At 52.4% G+C, this 20,764-nt stretch carries 21 protein-coding genes; 4 read left to right on the forward strand and 17 right to left on the reverse strand.

The annotated features are described in order from the left end of the window. The first annotated feature begins 900 nt into the window (after positions 1-900). On the forward strand, positions 901-1,440 hold the full coding sequence (rbr, locus tag OUY18_RS12750; RefSeq protein WP_268059153.1) for a rubrerythrin: 540 nt from the start codon (positions 901-903) through the stop codon (positions 1,438-1,440). A 580-nt stretch (positions 1,441-2,020) separates the two neighbouring features. Here rbr and OUY18_RS12755 read toward each other — a convergent pair. From OUY18_RS12755 to yfbR, 13 genes are all read right to left on the reverse strand, one after another. Next, positions 2,021-2,968 carry a sugar-binding transcriptional regulator gene (locus tag OUY18_RS12755; RefSeq protein ID WP_268059154.1) on the reverse strand — a complete coding sequence of 316 codons (948 nt, stop codon included), beginning with the start codon at positions 2,966-2,968 and terminating at the stop codon, positions 2,021-2,023. Positions 2,969-3,255: 287 nt separating this feature from the next. Further along, positions 3,256-3,915: a DUF6179 domain-containing protein gene (locus tag OUY18_RS12760; RefSeq protein ID WP_268059155.1), complete on the reverse strand. Its 660-nt coding sequence runs from the start codon at positions 3,913-3,915 to the stop codon at positions 3,256-3,258. Next, a complete protein-coding gene (locus tag OUY18_RS12765) occupies positions 3,908-4,405 on the reverse strand; it encodes a DUF6323 family protein (protein ID WP_268059156.1) in 498 nt (165 codons plus the stop codon). Before OUY18_RS12765 ends, OUY18_RS12760 begins: the two co-directional genes overlap by 8 nt. Before the next feature lie 331 nt (positions 4,406-4,736). Next, complete coding sequence (locus tag OUY18_RS12770; protein ID WP_268059157.1) at positions 4,737-5,360, reverse strand: chloramphenicol acetyltransferase; 624 nt, start codon at positions 5,358-5,360, stop codon at positions 4,737-4,739. Beyond that, positions 5,347-6,204 (reverse strand): 16S rRNA (cytidine(1402)-2'-O)-methyltransferase, encoded by an 858-nt coding sequence (rsmI, locus tag OUY18_RS12775; RefSeq protein ID WP_268059158.1) that lies wholly within the window; start codon positions 6,202-6,204, stop codon positions 5,347-5,349. The genes OUY18_RS12770 and rsmI overlap by 14 nt, the downstream gene beginning before the upstream one ends. Further along, on the reverse strand, positions 6,201-6,947 hold the full coding sequence (locus OUY18_RS12780; protein WP_268059159.1) for a tRNA1(Val) (adenine(37)-N6)-methyltransferase: 747 nt from the start codon (positions 6,945-6,947) through the stop codon (positions 6,201-6,203). The genes rsmI and OUY18_RS12780 overlap by 4 nt, the downstream gene beginning before the upstream one ends. Before the next feature lie 130 nt (positions 6,948-7,077). After that, a complete protein-coding gene (locus OUY18_RS12785; protein ID WP_268059160.1) occupies positions 7,078-7,248 on the reverse strand; it encodes a DUF362 domain-containing protein in 171 nt (56 codons plus the stop codon). Positions 7,249-7,328: 80 nt separating this feature from the next. Next, the gene (locus OUY18_RS12790; RefSeq protein ID WP_268059161.1) at positions 7,329-8,198 is read right to left on the reverse strand and encodes a PSP1 domain-containing protein; all 870 of its coding nucleotides are present in this window, start codon (positions 8,196-8,198) and stop codon (positions 7,329-7,331) included. Positions 8,199-8,224: 26 nt separating this feature from the next. Further along, complete coding sequence (locus OUY18_RS12795; RefSeq protein ID WP_268059162.1) at positions 8,225-9,100, reverse strand: ATP-binding protein; 876 nt, start codon at positions 9,098-9,100, stop codon at positions 8,225-8,227. Continuing rightward, positions 9,097-9,420, reverse strand: a complete 324-nt coding sequence (locus OUY18_RS12800) for a cyclic-di-AMP receptor (protein WP_268059163.1) — start codon at positions 9,418-9,420, stop codon at positions 9,097-9,099. Before OUY18_RS12800 ends, OUY18_RS12795 begins: the two co-directional genes overlap by 4 nt. Positions 9,421-9,491: 71 nt before the next feature. Then, complete coding sequence (locus OUY18_RS12805) at positions 9,492-10,775, reverse strand: aminotransferase class I/II-fold pyridoxal phosphate-dependent enzyme (RefSeq protein ID WP_268059164.1); 1,284 nt, start codon at positions 10,773-10,775, stop codon at positions 9,492-9,494. A 110-nt stretch (positions 10,776-10,885) separates the two neighbouring features. Then, positions 10,886-11,944, reverse strand: a complete 1,059-nt coding sequence (locus tag OUY18_RS12810; protein ID WP_268059165.1) for an LCP family protein — start codon at positions 11,942-11,944, stop codon at positions 10,886-10,888. A gap of 111 nt (positions 11,945-12,055) precedes the next feature. After that, the gene (yfbR, locus tag OUY18_RS12815) at positions 12,056-12,637 is read right to left on the reverse strand and encodes a 5'-deoxynucleotidase (protein ID WP_268059166.1); all 582 of its coding nucleotides are present in this window, start codon (positions 12,635-12,637) and stop codon (positions 12,056-12,058) included. A 285-nt stretch (positions 12,638-12,922) separates the two neighbouring features. Here yfbR and OUY18_RS12820 point away from each other — a divergent pair, with 285 nt between their 5' ends. Next, positions 12,923-15,367 (forward strand): YfhO family protein, encoded by a 2,445-nt coding sequence (locus OUY18_RS12820; RefSeq protein ID WP_268059167.1) that lies wholly within the window; start codon positions 12,923-12,925, stop codon positions 15,365-15,367. Between the two features lie 20 nt (positions 15,368-15,387). After that, positions 15,388-16,311 carry a glycosyltransferase family 2 protein gene (locus OUY18_RS12825; RefSeq protein ID WP_268059168.1) on the forward strand — a complete coding sequence of 308 codons (924 nt, stop codon included), beginning with the start codon at positions 15,388-15,390 and terminating at the stop codon, positions 16,309-16,311. 184 nt (positions 16,312-16,495) lie between these two features. Here OUY18_RS12825 and OUY18_RS12830 read toward each other — a convergent pair whose 3' ends face one another. After that, on the reverse strand, positions 16,496-16,756 hold the full coding sequence (locus tag OUY18_RS12830; RefSeq protein ID WP_268059169.1) for a Smr/MutS family protein: 261 nt from the start codon (positions 16,754-16,756) through the stop codon (positions 16,496-16,498). 208 nt (positions 16,757-16,964) lie between these two features. Here OUY18_RS12830 and OUY18_RS12835 point away from each other — a divergent pair, with 208 nt between their 5' ends. After that, a complete protein-coding gene (locus OUY18_RS12835) occupies positions 16,965-18,131 on the forward strand; it encodes a hypothetical protein (protein WP_268059196.1) in 1,167 nt (388 codons plus the stop codon). Here OUY18_RS12835 and OUY18_RS12840 read toward each other — a convergent pair. The 3 genes from OUY18_RS12840 to OUY18_RS12850 form a co-directional block, all read right to left on the reverse strand. Beyond that, positions 18,128-18,397 (reverse strand): TIGR04076 family protein, encoded by a 270-nt coding sequence (locus tag OUY18_RS12840; RefSeq protein ID WP_268059170.1) that lies wholly within the window; start codon positions 18,395-18,397, stop codon positions 18,128-18,130. The genes OUY18_RS12835 and OUY18_RS12840 overlap by 4 nt on opposite strands. Then, positions 18,384-18,545, reverse strand: a complete 162-nt coding sequence (locus OUY18_RS12845) for a hypothetical protein (RefSeq protein ID WP_268059171.1) — start codon at positions 18,543-18,545, stop codon at positions 18,384-18,386. The genes OUY18_RS12840 and OUY18_RS12845 overlap by 14 nt, the downstream gene beginning before the upstream one ends. A gap of 1,071 nt (positions 18,546-19,616) precedes the next feature. Further along, positions 19,617-20,729, reverse strand: a complete 1,113-nt coding sequence (locus tag OUY18_RS12850; protein WP_268059172.1) for a peptidylprolyl isomerase — start codon at positions 20,727-20,729, stop codon at positions 19,617-19,619. Between the last annotated feature and the right edge of the window lie 35 nt (positions 20,730-20,764).

The raw sequence follows: 20,764 nt of genomic DNA on the forward strand, positions 1-20,764 counted from the left end.
TGTTCCTGCATTGCAATTGTTTTTATGCCTTGCAAGCAAATTATAGCCCTTTTATTCGAATATTGCAATAGGAAATTCGTATTTAAATGAATTATTGAAAATATATGGGTAGGAAAAGTCAAAAGCTGTTCAGTAAAAGGCGGACAGCTTTTTTTATTGCCCGCAGGCTGGGGGGAATTTTATATTCTCGATAGGTCGAATCTATCCCTTTGTCCTTCTTATTGAATTACGGAAATGATTTAGCTTGCCCTCAGGCCGGGCGGGCCCCTACTTTCGGAATCGTCCGAAAGTAGGCAACGGACGAGCCGGGGGCTTTTAACGCCCGGGGGGTGGGTTCCAAAAAAGCCCCCTGCACCCCGGTGGTATCCCCAAAAAGCCTTTGGGGTACACGCATTCTATGTGGTTTTCATTGACGCTCCTCCGAGGTAGCTTAGAGAAGAAGGTACCTTTTTTAAAACGTGCGTGCAGGCTCAGCCTGCCCCGGCGGGAGGGTTCTGTAAAAGCCCCCTGCACCCCGGAGGTATCCCCAAAGGGCCTTTGGGGTATACGCTTTCTTTGTGGTTTTCATTGACGTTCCTCCACGGCAGTTTAGGGAAAAAAAGTACCTCATTATAGCGTGCATGCAGGCTCAACCTGCCCCGGTTGGAGGGTTCCGCAAAAGTCTCTGCACCCCGAGGTATCCCCAAAGGACCTTTGGGATACACGCTTTCTACGTGGTTTTCATTGACGTTCCTCCGCGGCAGCTTAGAAAATAATGCCTTTATTTGTTCGATAGGAATTATGAAATTCTATATTTAATTGAATTCTTAAAAACGGTGGTTTTCAACCATCATTTAATGTATAATAATGGCAGGAATACACAGGATATAAAATCAAAAAGACTGAAGGAGGAAAGTGAAGATGGAATTCAAAGGCAGCAGGACGGAAGCGAATCTGATGGCCGCATTTGCGGGCGAATCACAGGCGAGGAACAAATATACATTTTATGCTTCCAAAGCCAGAAAAGAAGGCTACGAGCAGATAGCCGCGATTTTTGAAGAAACCGCCAACAACGAAAAGGAACACGCGAAGCTGTGGTTCAAATACCTGAAGGGCGGAGAAATCGGCCCGACAAGCACGAACCTTGAGGACGCGGCGGCGGGCGAAAACTACGAGTGGACATCGATGTACAAGGAATTCGCTGAAGAAGCCGAAAAAGAAGGCTTTACGGAAATCGCGGAAACCATGCGGCTGATTGCCGAAGTGGAAAAATCCCACGAGGACCGCTACCGCAAGCTGATTCAGAACATGAAGAAAGATATCGTATTTAAGGCTGACGAGGAAACCGTCTGGGTGTGCCGCAACTGCGGTTATATTCATGTGGGCAAAAATGCTCCGGAGGTATGCCCCGCCTGTAAACATCCCCAGTCTTATTTTGAGCGCAAGGCGAGCAACTATTAACCTTGTAAATTCGTATAAAAAAGGGGCCCCTCCGAATGACCGTTCAAGCCATTCGGAGCAGGGCTCTTTTTTGCATTGTGAAATTATTTTAATATTGTATTTTTAATGATTGTCTGATATAATAAAAACAGTGAATGAGGAACTGATCGGACGGTTAGCTCCCAAATGTTAGTTTAGAAATAAACCGCTGGTTTGGTCGCTGGGCGGTTTATTTCTTTTTATATAATGTACATACACTTATTACTCCGATGATAACGAGTGCAAACTGATATAAATCAGAATATGTTACATACATTCATACCCCCTCCATTCCTTGCACAGTCACGAGGAGAGGTTAAAAAGAATTATAAGGCTCTCCTCTAGCTTATTAGCTAACGAGAGAGCAACCGCCCAATCCGCCTTGTCAAATTAAGGAGAATGAAAAAAATCCAGGACTTTGATTCCTCATTCACATATATACATTATATTTTACAGGTCGCATAATGTCAATAATAGAAATATCCCCTGTCAGCTAAAAATTGTATAAAAAAGGAGCCCTTTCCGAATGAGCGGTTCAAGCCATTCGGAGCAGGGCTCTTTTTCATTCTTCTTCCTGCGCAAGTTCCAGCACTTTATTCGCCAGCTTCTGATCAACCACCAAAGTGTTGATAAATCCGCCGCGCACGGCCGCCAGCACGGCTTCCGCTTTAAATTCCGAGGCGCTGATTCCAATCGACCATTCGGCCGCCCGCATGGCTTCGAGCGGGGCGCTGATCGCGAACCGGCCGATTAGAGGAATTTCATTCCCGTCTTTGTCAAACGGATGGGCGAGAAGATGGCCGACCGCGCCCCGCCCGATCAGATCGATCCGGTCCCGGTCGGTAAGATAGCCGGCTTTCTGTAAGGTGGTATTCGAATCCAGCGACCCGATTCCGGTGAGGATAATGTCGGTGTGCATGGCGCGTTTCAGCGTGGCCTCGATCTGCGGCTCGGCCACAAGGTAGGAATAGACCACTTCGCTTTCCACGTAAATCGGGGCATAAATGTTGGAATAGGTTCCCCCCAGCTTTTTCGCCATGCGAAAGGCCAGCTCCAGCCCGTCCAGATTGGGGTTGCCGGTAGCCAGACAGCCGACCATCTGCACAACGTTCACATTGTAATAGTCCTTGGGTTCGATCAGGTCGCAGAGTATTTTCAGGGCGGAGCCCCAGGTAATACCCACGGTCTTGTTATTTTCAATAATGGTGCTGAAAAGCTGGTTTGCCGCTTCGCAGCAGCGGCTCAGCCCTTTTTCATAATCGTAATTTCCGCTTACCACAATCGCTTCCCGCAGGCCGAGGTTTACGCGGAGACGGTGGGAAAGCTGCGGGTCTTTTTTGATCGGACTATGTACAATGACTTCCACCACGCCGTCTTCCTTGGCTTCATCCAGAAGGCGGGAAACCGTGGGGCGCGAGGTCCCTAAAATATCTGCAATGGCACTTTGATTCAAGCCCTGTTCATAATACAGCTCCGAAACCCGAACCAGTAAATCCACTTTTTTGTCCATTTAATTTTTTTCTCCTTTTCTTCAACAGGGTTTTATGTGAAAATTATAACATAAAGCCGGTATTTTCGAAACAAGAAATTGAAAAAATTATCAAACAAAATTTTTCGGTACAAATTCGGTTCGGTCATCTGCAATAAGGGTAAAGTGCGCCGGTTTCAGTTTCGGATTGGGTGCGGATGTGTGCCCGGAAATCCATGCGGCTCAAGTGTACTTTTCCATGGAAAAAATATAGACCGGAGGAAACGGGGCGAAGCGTAGGAAATGGCATCAGTTTGGGTTCGGCCATACTATGGCTTAGGCCGTTTTTGCTTTTCTTCTTCCAGCAGAAGCTCCATAATGTTCACCAGCATAATGCGGTAGTCGAGATGATGCTTTGTTCCATGGGTGAACAGCAGGGCGCGGATATGATTTTTCCCGTACTGTGCACAGAATTTGTTTTCCTTGATCAGTTCGTTTAAGTAGCTGCGGATATAGAGAATGCCGGTAGCGTCCGTGTCGTCGCGGTAAAGGGGATAGTCCAGAAAGCCCATCCCGGGCGTAATGTGCGCCTGAAAGCGCGGGTCATAGGATTTAAAAAATTCCCGGAAGTAGTCGTCCAGGGTGTGGTTGTATACCATTAAATCCGTGTCCACCCGTGTCTTTTTCGCTTCCTCCCAAAGCTGTCTGGATTCCTCCTCATACTGCCTTACCAGATACAGCCCCTGTACGAAAAGCTGCTGTACGTCGATGGTTTTCAGTGTGGCGTACGGGTCGGGAAGGGTGCCGAGATAGGCTTTTATGCAGTAGAGCATGGACTCGAACAGGCTTTGCGCCGTTTCCGCGGGAACCGAGCTGCTTTTCCCGCCGGTGTAATAGAGGATTTCTTCGCCGAGCAGTTCCAGCAGGCGGGATTGTAAGGCCGCGATTTCCTCCGCCTGCAAAGACGTTTCCAGCGTATGGTTATTCATCGTATTCTTCCTCCGTTTCCTCTTCGTCCGGATTCATGTTTGTGTAATCCTTCACACCGCTGCGGAGGTTTTCCGCCAGCTTTTGCACGTCGCGTTCGTACAGCGCCTCCAGGGAACCGCCGCAGCGGGTTTCGAAGGAGTTACGTAGAAAAGCGATCAGCTCGTCGTCGGAAATCCGGTCTTCCGTTTCGGTTTTGGCTCCGTAAAAAATCTCGATGAGCTGCTGAAGGGTTTCCGCGTAGTCGTTCTGGGTAATATAACTGGAATCGCAGAATGCTTCAATCAGCTTTATGATGGTTTCGCTTCCGACCTCCACCCTTCCGTTGAAGCGCAGTTCTTCCTCGCGTGTTTTCATTAGTGCGGCCGCGTCCTGCGGGGTAAGCGAAAGCCCGTAATACGAGGTCTCATCGTTGCAGCTCAGAATTCGGTTTACGGCGTTGGGGTCGGAGTAGAAATCAAGCGAAAATACCGAGGTCAAATCGGTGTTCATAAAAAAGATCCCCTATTTAAAATTTTTTACACATATCCTCTTGACAAGCACTTATATTTGTGCTATAATATATATGTAAAAGTATGTGAAAATGAATATTTATGCCAAACTTTATCTTACCATTGATTCGAACGTGAGTCAATGGTTTTTTTATTAAAATTATGGACGGACAGGAGATGCCGTTTCAACAAAATACCCCCGCCGGTGGAGCGGGGGAACACCTTATCGGGCAGCCTATACGGCTGCCTTATTTTTTTAGAACCGATTCCACCTTTTCGATCAGCTTCGGCTGTATTTCCGGGTATGTCCACTGCGCGGGAAGCAGCCGCGCCTACAGATTATTTATATAGCTTTGCAGACATTCCAGATATTTTCCGGCGTGGAAACCGTCCATCAGGCAATGGTTTGCCTGAACGGAATAGGAAATCATCACTTTCTCGCCTTCCCGGTGATATTTTCCCCAGGAGAGACGCGGGACGGAATCCTCCGAGCCGAGCATGATGGGGTGCGTAAGCTGCGTGAAAGAGAACCACGGTGCACAGGTGCAGTAAAGCTGGTCGTCCCGCTTCTCGGATTCCAAATCCATAAAGCCGGGCTGACGGTCATTTTTCTCATTTACGGCCTTTGTGTAATCGCGGATGTCGTCGGTCATGTCGGCGGCAACCATTTTATAGAGGTCGCTGCCCTCGGGCAGGATGGTAAACGACGGATGAACCTTGTCGTGGAGCACAACCTGATCTCCGCGGATGCGGTACCGGAAATTCTCAATTTCGTTGGCGGCGGCGGCCGACGCGTAGCCCAGGGTGAAATAGAAGGAAAGCCCGTTTTCCTTCACGAATTGCAGAAGACGCGTTACGTCCAGATTTACGCAGATGTTGAACTGCGGATATTCCATACGGCGGAAAAAGTCAAAATGCTCTTTACGGGGCCATGTTTTTAAATCAATGATTTTCATCGGAAAAGCCCTCCTTTTCAGTTTGCAGAATCGCTTTATAGATATCGCCCTTTTTCAGGCCGGTTTCGGCGGCGGCCTTCCTGGCGGCTTCCGAGGAAGAAAGCCCTTCGGCGATCATTTCCCGCGCCATGGCAACGCCGTCTTCCAGCGTAAACGCCGTTTTTTCCGGCTCCGGCGCGCCCTCGATCACCAGCACGAATTCGCCTTTCGCGCCGCCGTCGGCGTAGCGCCGAACCGCTTCGGAAAGCGTGGTGCGGATCACTTCCTCGTGGATTTTTGTCAGTTCCCGAACAAGGGCGATGCGGCGGTCGCCCCACGCGGCGAGCATGTCGTTTAAGGTGGCGGAAAGCTTGTGCGGCGCTTCGTAAAAGACCATGGTGCGGCGCTCGTTTTTCACTTGCTCCAAATGCTCGCGGCGGCTTTTTTTATTCACGCTTAAAAAGCCTTCGAACGTAAAGCGCCCCGTCGGCAGGCCGGAAACCGCCAGCGCGGAAATAACGGCGCTGGGGCCGGGGACGACGTAAACCGGAATCCCGCGTTGTGCGCACTGGGCGACGAGCAGCTCGCCGGGGTCGGAAATTGCAGGCATGCCCGCGTCGGATACCAGCGCGCAGGTTTCGCCCTGCTCCATCCGGCCGCAGATCGTCTGCCCGCGCTCGCGCTTGTTGTGCTCGAAATAGCTGATCATCGGTTTCTTAATATCAAAATGATTGAGCAGTTTCAGCGTGACGCGCGTGTCTTCCGCGGCGATAAAATCTGCTTCCCGCAGCGTTTCCACCGCGCGGGGGGAAAAATCGGAAAGATTTCCGATCGGGGTGCCCACCACCATTAATTTTCCGTTCATTTGCCTGCCGCTCCTTTATTCAGCGCGTATTCGCCGTATATTTGTTTCATTTCTTCGGAAAAACCGCCGCCGTCCTCAATAAACAGCACAGGATCGACGGTCATGCCCGGCTTGCCGCCCCGGTTCGCCTGTAAAAGAAAGAGGGAGGGGGGCTTGTCCGGCCGCTGCTGTACAAAGCGCAGGCGTTTCGGCTCCAGCCCCGCATTTTTCAGGTCGAGCATGGTACCGCAAAGGCGCTCCGGCCGCATGCAGCAGAAGAAGCGCCCGCCGAACCGCAGGAGGTACGCGGCGGCTTTCGCGATGTCTTCAAACCGGCACGCAGTTTCATGCCGCGCAACGCGCAGGGCTTCGTCCGGATTCTGCGCGCCCGCGCCGTCGGTTTTGTACGGCGGGTTGCAGGAAACGGTGCCGAACGCGTTGGCGGGCAGGCCGGATTTTCGGATTTCCCGGATGTCTCCGTGCACGATCTCGACCGTTTCACAAAGCCGGTTGTATTTCACCGAACGGCGTGCCATGGCGCAGGCTTCCTCCTGAATTTCCAGGGCGTACACTTTGTGCGGCTTCGCCTTCGCGCACCAGATCAGCGGGATGGCGCCGCAGCCCGTCCCCAGATCGGCGCAAATTTCCCCCGCCCGCGGCGCGGAAAACGCGGCGAGCAGGATGGTGTCGGTATTAAAACGGTGGCTTTGCGAAACGATTACGGAGTAATCGCGCGAAAGCGGCTCAAGGTGTTCGGCCTCCAATAGAAATTTCCTCCTTATTTTTCTAAATCATAGCATGTATAAAAGGAAATAAATCGTCAAATAAAGAGAGCATTCGATATATAGAAAAAAGACGGGGCGCCGAAACGCTCCGCCTTCATCCTCTTGAATATTATTCCTGTGCAGGAGCTCCTACGGGGCAAGCATCGGCGCAGGCGCCGCACTCTGTGCAAAGATCTGCATCGATGACGAACTTACCATCACCCTCGGAAATTGCGTTTACGGGGCAACCCGCTGCGCAAGCGCCGCAGGAAATGCACTCATCACTAATAGCATATGCCATGGGAAAACACCTCCATATTAAATTACATCCATAATTCTATCATAAATGACAGAAAATGCAACCGTATAGGAGGAAATAATTTAATCCTTTTCAAGCTCCTTTAACTGCTCCAGTTCGCTGCGGTCAATGCTGACCTGACCGCCCTTAATCAGCTTCACCTGCGCGGCTTTGAAAAGCTTGGGCGCGGCCTCCGGCGCGGAGTCGAGGCGCACCTGAAGAATGCCGGTAAGCATATTCAAATCCACCACGGTGCCCTTGCCGTCCGGCGTCATCACCACGGAATTGACGCTCGGGGTGGAGCGCAGCAAATCCTGATACGCTTCCTGTTCGTATTTCAGGCAGCACATCAGGCGCCCGCAGGTACCGGATATTTTCACCGGATTCAGCGAAAGGCCCTGTTCCTTTGCCATTTTAATCGAAACCGGCTGGAATCCGCCCAAAAAGGTTGAGCAGCAGAACGGCCGGCCGCAGATGCCGAGGCCGCCGAGCATTTTTGCTTCGTCGCGCACGCCGATCTGCCGCAGCTCGATGCGGGTACGGAAAACGGAAGCCAGGTCTTTTACCAGCTCGCGGAAATCGACCCGCCCGTCGGCGGTAAAGTAAAACAGGATTTTGGAGTTGTCAAAGGTATATTCCACGTCGACCAGCTTCATTTCCAGCTTGTGGGCGGCAATCTTTTTCAGGCAGATATTGAAGGCGGTCTTTTCCTTGGCGGTATTTTCCTCCAGCTTCTTCAAATCTTCCTTTGTGGCGACGCGGATCAGCTTTTTCAGCGGCTGGACGATGCCCTCGTCGCTGATCTGCCGGTTTTCCATTGCGATTTCGCCGCACTCGACGCCGCGTGCGGTTTCAACAATAACCATATCCCCCTGTTTCAGTATATTCCCGTCGGGGTCAAAATAATATACTTTTCCAACATTTTTAAAACGAACGCCAATAACTTCGGCCATGTGAACCTCCCAATAATGAATTGGCATTATCTGCCGGCGGCCGCGCGCAGGTTCGCGCAAAGAGCCGTAACAAGCAGCGCCGCGTTCGCGTTTCGGTCAAGCGCGCGCTGTGCTTTTTGGACTTCGTCCAGAAGGGCAAGAAGTTTTCCGCGGGTCAGTCCCGCGCCGAGCGCCGCCGCCGTTTCCGGCTGGCCGGAAAGGCAGGCGCCGCCGCCCGAGCGCAAAACCGCCGCGTCACGGATCAGAATCAAAAGTTCCGAAAGGACAGCGCGCAGCCTGTCCTTGTTTTTTATCAGATCCGCCGTCAGGAACAGCAGATCCGTTTCGTTTGCCGCGGTAACCGCCGCGGCCAGCTTTTTCAAATATTCCGGCTCCACGCCGCTTTGCTCCCGGGCGGCTTCCAGCGAAAAAATCTGCGCCCGCGAGCGGATGGTCGGCAGAAGCGCCGCCGCGCTGGAAGCGGTGAGCAGGAACCGGACGTTTTCGGGCGGCTCCTCAAAGACTTTCAGCAGTGCGTTCTGCGAAGTCTCACTCATATTCTGCGCGCCGTACAGCAGATATACCTTGCAGTCCGCTTCGTTCGGCTTAATATAGGCGTCCGAGCGGATGGAACGGATGGCGTCGATCGGGAAAGCGCGCGGGTCGGCGTCGCCGTCCAGCGTAAAGATATCCGGGTGCGAACCGGCTTTCGCCTTGATGCATCCCGGGCATTTCCCGCAGGGCCTTTCCGCGGGGCCGGTGCAGACGCTGGCTTTCGCCAACGCGGCGGCCAGCCCGTTCCGCTCCTTTTGGGGTCCTTCCAGAATCATGGCGTGGGGCAGCCTGCCCTCTTCAAACAGAAGCGCGAGCGAATGCTTTACGTCTTCGCTGCCGGAAACCGAATGCAGGCTGAGCAGGCTCATACCTTTTCGAAGCGGTCCACGTTCAGAACGAAGATGGTGGAACCGCCGACGGTGACTTCAATCGGGAACGAGGAATACATGCCGACGTCCATGGTGGTTGCGCTTGGCACAAGCTGGGTACGGCGGCTGCTCTGCTTTGAAATAATGGAGATGACCTGGTCGACCTTGTCGTCTTCGGTGCCGACGATGAAGGTGGTGTTGCCCGCCATCAGGAATCCGCCGGTGGTTGCAAGCTTGGTGACGGAGAAGCCGTCTTTGGTCAGCGCGGCGGAAACCATGCCGCTGTCGTCGTTGCTTACAATCGCAAGTACCAGTTTCATAATGAATCCCTCCATAAATACAAATTGATTATAGAATAAAAATTGAAATCAAGAAATCCTTTTTATGGATATTATTTTATCACTTTTATCGTAAAAAAGCCATACCCGCGCAGAAACCGGAGGATTTCTTTTGTGATTTCCTCCCCTGGCATCACAACCGGAACGCCCGGCGGGCAGGGACAGGCGGCCTGTGCGGCGATGCGGCCCGCCGCCTGTGCAAGGAGCAAGGTTTCCGACGGCGCGAAAACGGCTTCGCGCAGGCTCATTTTTACAGCCGGGAGCGGCGGGAGTTCCGCCGTCTGCGGCAGGGGACGGCTTACCGGCAAGAGCGTGATCGCGTTTTTCAGCCGTGTAAAATCGTCGTCCGTATTAAACGGGGTGGCAATCAGAACCACATGTGCGCCGTCCGCGAACTCCGGCTCCACGCCCGCGCCCCGGAAGATTTCGGCGGCAGCAGTTCCGGTGATGCCGACGGAGGCCGTGTTCAGCGTGATGCGCGTCGGGTCCGTCAGGCCCTCCGGAAGGGTAATCCCGCGTTCGCGCGCGGTAGCTTTAATGTCCGCAACCTTTTTCTGAAGCGGCAGAAATTCCCCGCGGTGCAGCCGGAGCCATTCGCGCGCGAGGTCGAGCGAGGCCATCACCGGGTAGTTGGGGCTGGTCGAGCCGAACAGCGCCATAGCTTCCTTCGCGCCTTCGGCATAGCGGGCATCCGCGATATTGAGCCACGCGCCGCCCGTAAGCACATTCAGCGTTTTGTGCGCGGAGCAGGCGGTCATGCTCGCGCCGAGGGCGAGCGGATGGAGTTTTGGCTCGGTGAACATCAGGTGCGCGCCGTGGGCGTTGTCCACCAGAAGGGGAATGTCCCGCGCCCGGCACGCTTCGGCGATCGCGGGGATATCCAGAAGCTGCCCGTAATAGTTGGGGCTGGTTACGTAAACCGCCTTTGCGTCGGGCGTTTTCGAAAGGACGGAGAGGAGTTCCCCCGGCATCGCCCAGACGGGCGTTAAATCCAGCAAAGCCATGGTGTTCACCGCGCTGCGGTGCAGGATGCGGGAACAGACGATTTTGCCGCCGTTCGGCGCGGCAAGCCGGAACATCGCCTGAATGCAGAGGGTGCATCCGCCCGCGGAAATACAGGTTCGTTTTGCCCCGAACAGCTCGGCGGCAAGTTCTTCCGCCCGGGCGATCGGGCCGTTTGCTTCGAACAGGCTGTCCGTGTCCGGAAGCTCGGTAAAGTCGAGCGAAAGCAGATCGGGCGGCAGGGCGTGGGGATTATTTTTATGTCCCGGCGTGTGGAAAGAAGCGCGTCCGCGCTTTTTGTGTTCCAGTAAAGCGGTATAAAGCGGGGTAGACATTTTGATTGGCTCCTTTGAAAAAAAACCGCACGGCTCCCACCGTGCGGCACTTTGATGAAGAAATATTGCGGCCGGAATCCTTGTACAGATTCGTCACATATGGAATTGCATTAGCCGTTGCCCCCGTACGATTTTGTGGGCAGGTCGCTTTCGTAAATGAATTCCGCCAGGCTCTGGCTGCACTTCTCCAGATCCGGAACAAGCACGTCCGCAGGCGATCCGCCCATGGTTACCCGTTCGGAGGAATATTCGCTGTTGCCCGGCGTACGGTTCTGGCTGATCGGGTAATTCAGGTAGGTCAGCGCATTTGTTGCCATGCTCAGAACTTCGTTCTTCGTCATGTTGGTCGTGATGAGGGGAAGAACATCGTAGAGCGCCTGGTTGATCGTTCCGATGTCCGCGGTCTTGAATTTTTCAACAAGGCTTGAAAAAACCTTGCGCTGGCGCTCGGTGCGCTCAAAGTCGTCGCCGATCGCGCGGATACGGGAATAGTACAGCGCCTGTTTCCCGCTCAGCAAAAAGGTTCCGGCGGTCAGGTTGCGGCGCGGGTCGCCGGAGTTCCGGTTGATGAGCTGTGCCTCGCCCTTTGTAATCGTCATGGTAACGCCGCCGAGCTTGTCGATAATTTTGGAGAAGGACGCGTAGTCGATCAAGACAAAGCGGTCGATATCGGTTCCGAAGTTCGCTTCAATGGTGGCGACGGAGAGCTGCGGGCCGCCCATGGAATAGGCGACGTTCAGGCGCTGGCTCGCGTGGCCGGGAATCGCGACGTACATATCGCGCATGAACGAATTCAGTTTCAGTTTTTTATGGCGCGTGTCGACGGAGACGAGCATCATGCTGTCGCTTCGCCCGGGGTCGTTCGGCTGGTAATCGTCCACGCCCATTACCAAAATGTTCGTAATGGCGTCGTCATGATACAGCCCGCCCAAAACGCCGGCTTTGGCGCTTGTGGTGCTGTTGCCAGAGCCTCCCTGAAAGAGATCGCCGGTATTTACTTTTGAGGTCGTGTCCATTGGTACAAAATTAATCCGGCTCAGCATTTGATCGGCATAAACACAGCCAACGCCGGAGATCAGCATGACTGCGCTTAAAAAGAGTATAACGATATTTCGAATCAATTTTTTTGGACTTTTTCCGTTTTTCGGCATTTTTCCTGCTTTTTTCACAACATCAGTCCTCAATCGGCAATTTTTATAGTAATAACCGATTTATTATACCTTGCGGTTTACCTATAATAATTACTATACGGAATTAATTTGTAAACAGATTTTAGCAATTCAGTCCTGCTCATCCAGCGTCAGCTGATAGGAAGGCAGGAACTCCTCCACAAAACAGTCCGCTTCCGGAAGATGCATTTCGGCGACGGCCCGGCGCAGGGAAATCTCCGCTTTGGAAAATTCGCTGTTTCCCATCCCTTTTTCCTCCATGCATTTGATAACGGCGGAAAGCTTGTCCGCTGCTTTCACAAGGGGAAGAAGTTCGCGGTCGCCTTCGCCCGAGGCGGTCAGGATGGATTCGTAGCCCGGCTTTAAATCAGCGGGCAAAAGGCTTAAAAGCTTTTTGCGGGCGGTTTTTTCCACTTCGCCGTAGGCGGAGCGGATTTCCGGGTTATAATATTTTACCGGAGTAGGTAAGTCGCCGGTCAGGATTTCGGTTGCGTCGTGGTACAGCGCGAGGAGCGCGGCGCGCTCCGGATTTACGTTTCCGCCGAAGCGGGTGTTGCGGAGCACCGCCAGCGCGTGGGCGATTACGGCGGTTTCAAAGCTGTGCTCACAGAGGTTTTCTTCGCGCGTGTTGTGCATCAGCCCCCAACGGTTAATATATTTCATGCGCGAAAGCATCGCGTAAAAATGGAACATCCGGTTATCCCCCTGTATCCTTATATACTGCCCGTTTTTAAAGCAAAACTCCCCTGTTCTGAAAGGAAAAGGCAGGAAAGCCGAATGGGAATCATGCGTTTTCATAAACGGAAAGCGAATTATTTATAATATACTAATAAAACGTAAATTTTGCAAGAAGAGGGAGCCGGTTTTATTAAATTCGCTTTGTTCCAACAAAACCCTGTGTTATAATATGGAATAACAAATTGATAAACAGAGCAGTCGGCTTTTCCATGTTTACTGCTGTTAAACGGAGGCGACGGTTTGACCAGCATACTGACCCGCAAAGGAAAACAGAACTACTATCGGAAGGCCTTTTTATACGGCCTTGCAGTCTCCTTTCTTTTTTTCATCCCGTTTATTCTTTACGACAACGGCTATTTTTTATTCTACGGTGATTTTAATGTGCAGCAGGTGCCGTTCTACCAGATGTGCCACGACGCAATCCGCAGCGGAAACATCGGCTGGAGCTGGACAACCGATCTGGGCGCGAATTTCATCGGTTCCTATTCCTTTTACCTTCTGGGAAGCCCGTTTTTCTGGCTGACCATCCCGTTTCCGAGCGCGGCGGTGCCGTACCTGATGGGTCCGCTGCTGATTCTGAAATTCGGCTGCGCTTCGCTGACGGGATACCTTTATCTGGAAAGATACGTCGAGGAGAAGGACTACGCGGTGATCGGCGGAATGCTGTACGCGTTTTCCGGCTTTTCGGTTTACAATATCTTTTTTAATCATTTCCATGAAGCGATCGTATTCTTTCCGCTCATGCTGTGGGCGCTGGATGAATACATGTACAAAAAACGCAGGGGGCTTTTCGCGCTGACCGTTTTTATCTGCTGCTTCGTCAATTATTACTTCTTCGTGGGACAGGTTGTTTTTACCCTGCTTTACGGGTTTACCCGGCTGTTCAGCGGAAACTGGAAAATCACGGTGCGCGATTTCCTCCTGCTGATGTGCGAAGCGGTGATCGGTGTGCTGTGCGCCTGCGTTTTGCTGGTGCCGACCGTGCTTGCCGTGATTCAGAACCCGCGCGTGAACAGTCCGCCGGACGGCTGGAACGCCCTGCTTTACGACTGGAACCAGCGGTACGTTCATATCCTGGAATGTTTCTTCTTCCCGCCGGATATCCCCGCGCGGCCGAACTTTACCCCGAAGTCCGAGGCAAAATGGGCGTCGCTGGGCGCGTGGCTGCCGCTGTTCAGCATGACCGGCGTGATCGGTTTTCTGCGGATGCGCAAAAAGCACTGGCTGAAAACCCTGCTCGGCATCCTGTTCCTGATGGCGTTTGTCCCGGTTCTGAATTCCGCGTTCCAGCTCTTTAACTCCTCCTATTATGCGCGCTGGTTCTATATGCTGACCCTGATGATGAGCCTTGCGACAATCATTGCGCTGCAAAGGGCGTGCATTGACTGGAAAAGCTCGATGAAATGGACAATGGGGATTACGCTTGGAATCGCGCTGCCGATCGGGCTGATGGTGAAATCCACCCAGCAGGACGGCAATAAGACCTACACGTTCGGGCTGGAGGATTACCCGACGCGCTTCTGGTCGTATGTCGCCATCGCCATGGTGAGCCTGCTCCTTTTAACCATTATCTTTAAATATTATAAACGCGATAAAAAAGGCTTTATCCGCCGCTGTATGGGTGGGGTGGCCGCGATTTCCTTCGTTTACGCGCTGTTCTTTGTCGCGCTGGGGAAAACCCAGAGCGAGGACGCCCACAAGGAGATGATTCCCTATTCCCTGAACGGCGGCGCGGACATCAAGCTGCCGGACACGAAAAACTGCCGTGTCGACGTTTACGACGGAATGGATAATCAGGCCATGTTCTGGCAGATTCCCACCATTCAGGCGTTCCACAGCATTGTTCCCGGTTCCATCATGGATTTTTACCCCTCGATCGGCGTGCAGCGCGACGTGGGTTCCCGCCCGGAAACGAAGTATTACGGCCTGCGCGGGCTGACGAGCTGCCGCTGGCTGTTTGACCCGGCTTTAAGCGGCAAGGACTTCGCCGTGGGGGAAGCGGATGTGAACGCGCCGGCCATGCCGGGCTGGCGTTACTACGCTTCACAGAACGGGTTCAAAATTTATGAGAATCAGTACTATATTCCCATGGGATTCAGCTACGATTCCTACATCACCCGCTCGGAGTACGAGCAGGTAGACAAGGAAAGCCGCCATCTGCTTCTGCTGAAAACGCTGGTGGTGGAAAACGACGACGTGAAGAAAGTAAGCGGCATGCTCAAGCATGACGACGACTTTATGTCCTCCGATTTTTCGCAGGAGGCCTATTTTGAGGACTGCCTGAACCGCAAGGCCGAGTCCTGCTCCTTCTTTGAACACGACAACGGCGGTTTTACCGCGAAAATCAACGCCGACAAAGAGCGGCTGGTCTTTTTCAGCGTGCCGTGGGAAGGCGGCTGGAGCGCGCAGGTGAACGGCAAGGATGCGCAGATTCTGAAAGTCAACGTCGGGTTTATGGCGGTAAAGGTTCCGGCGGGCCAGTCGACCATCCGCTTCAACTATACCACCCCGGGCTTAAAGCAGGGGGCGCTGATTTCCCTTGGCGGCGCGGCGCTGCTGGCTTTTTACTGGATTGTAACCCGACGCTACGATAAAAGGCATCCGCATAAGCGGAAAACGTACCGCATCAAGCATGCTTTACCCGAAAAACCGAACGAACCCGCCGGACCGGCGGAAAATTTATAAAGGAATGATCGGAGGTTGCCATGCCTACAGTCTATTTTGTAATCCCGTGCTATAACGAGGAAGAAGTCCTGCCGGAAACCGTCCGGCGGCTGACAGAAAAAATAAACGGAATGATCGAGTCCGGGCGCGCCGACCGGCAAAGCCGCATGCTGCTGGTGGACGACGGCAGCCGCGACAAAACCTGGGAGCTGATCAGCAGATTCCATGCGGAAAACGAGCTGGTGAGCGGGATAAAGCTTGCGCACAACCGCGGGCATCAGAACGCGCTGCTGGCCGGGCTGATGACCGCGAAGGAATCCTGCGACTGCGCCGTCAGTCTGGACGCGGACTTGCAGGACGACATTGAGGTGCTCGACCAGTTTGTGGACAAGTTTATCGACGGCTGTGACGTGGTGTACGGCGTTCGGAACAAGCGCGAAACCGATACGTTCTTTAAGCGCACCACCGCGCAGGGCTTTTACAAATTCATGAGCGTACTGGGCGTGGATGTGGTGTATAATCACGCGGATTACCGCCTGATGAGCCGCCGCGCGCTGGAAGCGCTGGGCGAATATAAGGAAACCAACCTGTTTCTACGCGGCATTGTGCCGCTGATCGGCTACCGCAGCGACTATGTGTATTACGACCGGCACGAGCGCTTCGCGGGGGAGTCGAAGTATCCGCTGAAAAAGATGCTCGCGTTCGCGTGGGACGGCATTACTTCCTTCAGCGTAAAACCGCTGCGGATGATTGCGAATTTAGGCGTGCTGGTGTGCTTCGTCAGCCTGATCGGCGTGATCTGGGCGCTGATTGCCCGCTCCTTCTTAACGGCGGGGTTCTGCGGCGTCTGGTTTCTGGGCGGCGTCCAGCTTTTGTGCCTTGGCGTCGTCGGCGGGTATATCGGCAAGATTTACAGCGAAGTAAAGGCGCGCCCGCGGTATAAAATCGAAGAATATAAAAAATAGTCGACTGCCGCAGAAGAAAGGAAAATCTGCGCTCAGCCGACCGAATCGGAGTATTTCCCGGGAAAAGCGGGCACATAGTGCCGTTTTGGCGTATTTCTAATTCGCGGGCGGGAAAAAATTTACAGGTGTACGGAAGGGATGCTTCCTGCCGCCGTGTTCGATACCCGGCCGTTTTTGGGCGCCGTTATTTTCCTTCCTTTAAAAGGATGCGCGTTTCGCCCGGGTTCAGGCAGACAAGCTTTGCGGCGATGCGGGGGTGTTTGAGCCGCAGGCGCACCATGTCGCGCAGCGTCTGGCCGCCGTTATAGCCGTGGATGACCCGTATTTCCGTAACCTTTTTTGTGTCGGCCCGGTTTAAAAGCTGCTCGAGGCCGCGTTTGGCTTCCCCGGCGGTCATGCCGTGGATATCCACTTCCAATATATTTCCGTGTCTTTCCTGCAACAATTTTATCGCCGGCTTATCCTAAAAGATTCCCGCTTTACGGGTCGAACGGAGACGGGTTTCCCGTTTTTGCGACAAGATACTTTTGAACCGATTTCGTTTCTTCTGTTCTTATAAAAAGTATTATACCATTTATCCGACAAAATGGAAGCAACACACCTATTTTTTTATGCTATAATAAGACAAAACAGGAGGGATCAAATTGAAGGTTGTGGACCTGCGCAATGTCTTTGCAAGCTGCAACGACATGCTGATTGAAATCAGCGATAATTTTATCTATTATGCAGAAGAAAAAAAAGAGGAGGGACACAACAGTCTCTTCATTTTAGAATATAACCGCATTACGCGGCGGGAACGAATCGTTACCAATTACATACTCAGCAATCCGTCTTTTGTCCAGCATTTTTTCTGTTTCCCGGACCATATCATCGTAGTGATGGAAGGCGGGGAAAGCGAAGCCTGGATTCTGCGGATCGACAAGCATACCGGCGAAGAAAAAAACATGGCAAAGCTGAACTTTATCGGCAGCTTTGCGGACTGTACGGCGCTGGATGAAGACCATATCATCGTTTACACCGTTGAAAACGAGAAGCATCAGAATATGTTTCAGGCTTACAAAAAGCTTACAGGATTTTCCAAAATTGCGTATCTGTATGATCTGGACGACGAGAAATACTATTATGTGCGCGACCCGCGCGTCTGCAATGCGGACAGCTCCGGCCTGATTCCCTACGAGCGGGACGGGCAGATTCAGCTTTTGGTGCTTTTGCCGCACGGGGATGAAGCAGAAAAGGAAAAATGCTATAAAAACAAGCGCTGGCTGGGCGACAATATCAACGACAACGTATGGCTCTGCCCGCTTTTTGATTTTATTATCACCGTGAAAAACGGCGAGGAACGCGCGCCGCTGGAGCTGATTTTAAGCGCGGGAACCTGCGGCTTGGTGCGCTACGCGGGGATGGACGAGGAAAACCTGTATTTCCGCGCAAAACATTTCCCCACCGGCGATCAGCGGCTCTGCGCCTACAACAAGCTGACCGGCAAAAAGACGGTGGCGGCGGAGCTGAACCTGAAAGGGGACGAGAAACCCGCTTCGTTCTTTATCGACGTGAACGGCGCGCGGGTTTACCGCATTACGGAGAATGAGGACGACTACGAGGTGGACGGCGTTCTGAATTCGGAAATCCACGCGAAATACAGCAAGGAGCTGGGCGGGTTCCTCGCCTGTGTGGACGACCGGTTCATTCTTGCGCGCTATGTCCTTTCGGATGATAAGGATTCCTTCGAATTCAACTCCATTTATGATGTAACGACCAATGAGCAGAAAAGCTATGAATGCTGCTGCACCGTGCAGGGCAGTACGGTGGTGCTGTACTAAATACGGTCCGCTTCCTCTTCCGAATCGTCCACTTGAATCGAGAATTCGACGCTCTCCCTGCAATCGGGGCATTGCAGGGAACTTTCTTTTACAACGCCTTTTCTGGCGGCGTACACAAAAGGAAAAACGGCGCTTAGAGCGGTCATGCATAAATTTCCGCTTTTTTCTTTATCAATCAGTGCGCCGTCAAAATAAATGCTGTCGCCTTCCTTGTACAGGGGGCAATTCGACTGCACAACGACCAATTTAATCTTATTTTCTTTCATCTTCTTCATTCCTTTTTTTATTATTCAGACGGTCATCTTCTACAATGGGAAACAGCCAGCGGGGCGAAGCAAAAGTGGGGGACACCGCTTCGCCGCTGTCTGTTGGGTGCAAGGCATAAAAAAACGCCATACACGGACTTTCATCCATATACAACGCTACCACGCACAATGCGAAATTCGAAAATACCTCTGTACAAAACCGCAGACAAGAGGTATAATAGGATACGCAATGTGCTGATTATATCAGTTGCGTATGGAGGGGTTTTCTCCGTATGCAGGGGGCAAGTGTTCCCGCACCTGTTCCTGCATTGCACTTTTATATTTTTATGCCTTACAAGCAGATTATAGCTCTTTTATTCGAATAATGCAACAGGAATTTTGAATTTAAATGGATTATTCGAAATATTTTAATATGAAAAGTCGAAAGCTGTTCAGCAAAGTTGCAGGACAGCTTTTTCTATAGTTTAGCCGGGCACAGCGCCGTTTATTGTTTCTCCTGCGGCGGGGCGGCGCTTGAACAACTTGAAAGTTTTAATCAAACTTTTTCAAAAGTTTGCGAGGTTTGGGGCGGAAGCCCCATCGTTCCCTTGCCTTTTAAAAGCGCAGGAAGGGAGCAGAAACAGTCCGGTGGACTGTTTCTGTGTGGGGAACCCTCGCCGGGGGTTCCCCGGAGGGTTGGAACTGGATCCTGTTTGATGTTTTCTGACAGGCCGTAACTATCCCTTTGTTCTTCATATTGAATTACAGAAATGATTTAGTCTGCCCTCAGGCCGGGCGGGCCCCTACTTTCGGGTTCGTCCGAAAGTAGGCAAAGGACGAGCAGGGGGCTTTTGAATCCCGGCGAGAGGGTTCCATAAAAGCCCCCTGCACTCCTGAGGTATCCCCAAAGGGCCTTTGAGGTACACGCATTCTATGTGGTTTTCATTGACGTTCCTCCAAGGCAGCTTAGAGAAAAAAAGTGACTTATTATAAAACATGCGTGCGATCAGCCGCCCCGGCGGGAGGGTTCCATAAAAGCCCCCTGCACCCTGAGGTATCCCCAAAGGGCCTTTGGGGTACACGCATTCTGTGTGGTTTTCATTGATGGAGTCCTACGTTAGCCTTCCGTTGGAGGAACGCCGCTTGCGGCGTGGGGGAAACGGCAAATCGGCGCTGTGCGCCCGTGCAGGCTTAGCCTGCAAAAAGCGCCGGGGCGAAAACCCCGGCGCTGATTTTTTGCTTATTTACCGGATGCTGTGGAAGCGGGCGTCGAAGCTTGGGGTGCCGCAGGAGCTGCTGCGGAGGAAGCCGCGGCTACAAACATGGAAGGACTGTAGGAATCCAGCGCCTTCTGATTCAGGGTGATGTTGGAGTAAGACTGCGCCGCCTTCTCCATATCCTTGGAGAATTCCTCGGCTTTCATTTCAGCCAGCAGATTATTGCGGCTGCTTTCCGCGCCGAGCTCATCCTTCGTCTTCGCCGAAATATCGTTCTTCATCACGACGAGGTGAGCGCCGGAAATTTCAGCGGATTTCACTTCGCCCGGCTTCATGGAATCCAGCAGCTTTTTCAGTTCCGCCGGATAGCCGGTGCTTGTGTTCAGATTTTCGGTAACATTCTGAAGCTGCTCGGTTGTCTGCTTGGAAGCGGTTTTGTACTCGTCGGCAATCTGCTTCATCGTCTTCTTCTTGGAAGCAACATCCGCGGCGTAAGCGTCGAACTGCGCCTTGACGGCGGCCTTTTCCTTATCCGTAAACGCGGCTACACTGCCGTCGGATTTTGTATTGTACAGGGATTTCGCAATAAAGGTGAAATCGGTGTAATTCTTTTCAAAATAGGATTTGAGTTCGGATTCGGGAACCTCTTTCTTGCCGCCCTTGCCGTAAAGCCCGGTGAAGATTTTTTGGTATTTGGTGTAGAAATCCGCATAGGCAAGGTTGAAGGACTCCTTTGAAATTCCGTATTTTTCAAGGGTGGTGCTCGCCTGTTCCCACTGGGCGTCGGTTGCGCTGCCGATTGCTTTGGTCTCCTCCGGCGTAAGGGTCAGGTTCAGCTCTTTCATTTTATCGTTTAAAACGAAAAGCATCTTGGTGTAGGTGAGCGCTTTGTCCTTCATATAAGCATCGGCACTTTTGTTTTCGATTTTCTGATCCAGCACGGGTTTTGTCGGGTCCGTTTTCATGCTGTCCGCGCCCTGATAGGCGGCATATAAATTATAGATGTAGACTCCGATCGGAGCGGTAAAGCTGTCGTTTTTCATGGCCCAGCTTTTGTCGGTGGAACACGCGGCGGTGCTGGCCGCCATGGCAAATGCCAGGAGGACGGCGACGCCCTTTTTTAAACTTTTTATCATAGTTACCTCCATACGCTTGCGCGCGAAATTTCGAA

It is taken from the genome of Caproiciproducens galactitolivorans, from assembly GCF_026672255.1.
GTDB classification, from domain to species: domain Bacteria; phylum Bacillota; class Clostridia; order Oscillospirales; family Acutalibacteraceae; genus Caproiciproducens; species Caproiciproducens galactitolivorans_A.

Coding starts and splice junctions, on each gene's coding strand:
- OUY18_RS12825 (WP_268059168.1), top strand. CDS start 15,388: ATGCCTACAGTCTATTTTGTAATCCCGTGCTATAACGAGGAAGAAGTC.
- OUY18_RS12785 (WP_268059160.1), bottom strand. CDS start 7,248: ATGGCATATGCTATTAGTGATGAGTGCATTTCCTGCGGCGCTTGCGCA.
- OUY18_RS12765 (WP_268059156.1), bottom strand. CDS start 4,405: ATGAACACCGATTTGACCTCGGTATTTTCGCTTGATTTCTACTCCGAC.
- OUY18_RS12795 (WP_268059162.1), bottom strand. CDS start 9,100: ATGAGCCTGCTCAGCCTGCATTCGGTTTCCGGCAGCGAAGACGTAAAG.
- OUY18_RS12845 (WP_268059171.1), bottom strand. CDS start 18,545: ATGGATGAAAGTCCGTGTATGGCGTTTTTTTATGCCTTGCACCCAACA.
- yfbR (WP_268059166.1), bottom strand. CDS start 12,637: ATGTTCCATTTTTACGCGATGCTTTCGCGCATGAAATATATTAACCGT.
- OUY18_RS12850 (WP_268059172.1), bottom strand. CDS start 20,729: ATGATAAAAAGTTTAAAAAAGGGCGTCGCCGTCCTCCTGGCATTTGCC.
- OUY18_RS12790 (WP_268059161.1), bottom strand. CDS start 8,198: ATGGCCGAAGTTATTGGCGTTCGTTTTAAAAATGTTGGAAAAGTATAT.
- rsmI (WP_268059158.1), bottom strand. CDS start 6,204: ATGAACGGAAAATTAATGGTGGTGGGCACCCCGATCGGAAATCTTTCC.
- OUY18_RS12770 (WP_268059157.1), bottom strand. CDS start 5,360: ATGAAAATCATTGATTTAAAAACATGGCCCCGTAAAGAGCATTTTGAC.
- OUY18_RS12755 (WP_268059154.1), bottom strand. CDS start 2,968: ATGGACAAAAAAGTGGATTTACTGGTTCGGGTTTCGGAGCTGTATTAT.
- OUY18_RS12840 (WP_268059170.1), bottom strand. CDS start 18,397: ATGAAAGAAAATAAGATTAAATTGGTCGTTGTGCAGTCGAATTGCCCC.
- OUY18_RS12760 (WP_268059155.1), bottom strand. CDS start 3,915: ATGAATAACCATACGCTGGAAACGTCTTTGCAGGCGGAGGAAATCGCG.
- OUY18_RS12800 (WP_268059163.1), bottom strand. CDS start 9,420: ATGAAACTGGTACTTGCGATTGTAAGCAACGACGACAGCGGCATGGTT.
- rbr (WP_268059153.1), top strand. CDS start 901: ATGGAATTCAAAGGCAGCAGGACGGAAGCGAATCTGATGGCCGCATTT.
- OUY18_RS12805 (WP_268059164.1), bottom strand. CDS start 10,775: ATGTCTACCCCGCTTTATACCGCTTTACTGGAACACAAAAAGCGCGGA.